Source organism: Brevibacterium mcbrellneri ATCC 49030 (assembly GCF_000178455.1).
GTDB lineage: Bacteria > Actinomycetota > Actinomycetes > Actinomycetales > Brevibacteriaceae > Brevibacterium > Brevibacterium mcbrellneri.
Genome location: NZ_ADNU01000005.1, coordinates 1 through 1,036 on the forward strand (window position 1 = coordinate 1; position 1,036 = coordinate 1,036).

Here is a 1,036-nt window from a genome sequence, read left to right on the forward strand (position 1 = left end):
GCAGGACATGACGCGGGCAGCGGCGCCGCGTGCGAAGATCTCCCGCGGCGGCCTGGAGTGGGCGCTGCGGGGCATCGTCATCGACCACCTCACCGTCACCCGCGTCGCCGCAGGTCTCGGGGTGTCCTGGAGTGCCGCGAACGCCGCCGTCCTCGCGGAAGGCAAGCGGCGCCTGATCGACGACCCCGCCCGGTTCGACGGGGTCACCACGATCGGTGTCGACGAGCACGTCTGGCGACACACGAGGCTGGGCGACAAGTACGTCACCGTGATCATCGACCTCACGCCCGCGAGGAACAAGACCGGGCCGGCGAGGCTGCTGGACATGGTCGAGGGCCGCTCCAAGGCGGTGTTCAAGCAGTGGCTCGCCGCCCGCCCTGCGGACTGGGCGAAGCGGATCGAGGTGGTCGCGATGGACGGCTTCGCCGGGTTCAAGACCGCTGCCGCCGAGGAACTCCCCGACGCCGTCCCCGTCATGGACCCGTTCCACGTGGTCCGCCTCGCCGGCGACGCGCTGGATGTCTGCCGGCGTCGGGTCCAGCAAGACACCACCGGTCACCGCGGGCTCAAGGGCGACCCGCTCTACAAAGCCCGCCGCACCCTGCACACCGGGGCGAGCCTGCTCACCGACCGGCAGCGGGCACGCCTGGACGCAGTGTTCGCGAGCGAGGAGCACGTCGAGGTCGAGGCGACCTGGGGCATCTACCAGCGCATCGTCGCGGCCTACCGGGAGCCCGACAAGAAGAAAGCGAAGGCGATGATGCAGGAGGTGATCGCTGCGATCAGCAGCGGCGTTCCCGCGGCGCTCGTCGAGGTCCGCAAGCTCGGCCGGACCATGAAGCAGCGGGCGGGCGACATCCTCGCGTTCTTCGACCGCCCAGGCACCAGCAACGGCCCGACCGAGGCCATCAACGGGCGACTCGAACACCTCCGCGGCTCCGCCCTCGGCTTCCGCAACCTCACCCACTACATCGCTCGGTCGCTGCTCGAAGCCGGAGGGTTCAGACCCGCGCTACACCCTCGTTCGTGAAGAGCC

Annotated in this window: 1 protein-coding gene; it reads left to right on the forward strand. The window is 70.2% G+C overall.

Annotation, left to right across the window (positions count from 1 at the left end; all coding sequences use genetic code 11):
- On the forward strand, positions 1 to 1,030 hold a 1,030-nt coding region (locus HMPREF0183_RS00255), incomplete at its 5' end, for an ISL3 family transposase (protein ID WP_040347497.1).
- Positions 1,031 to 1,036: the final 6 nt, after the last annotated feature.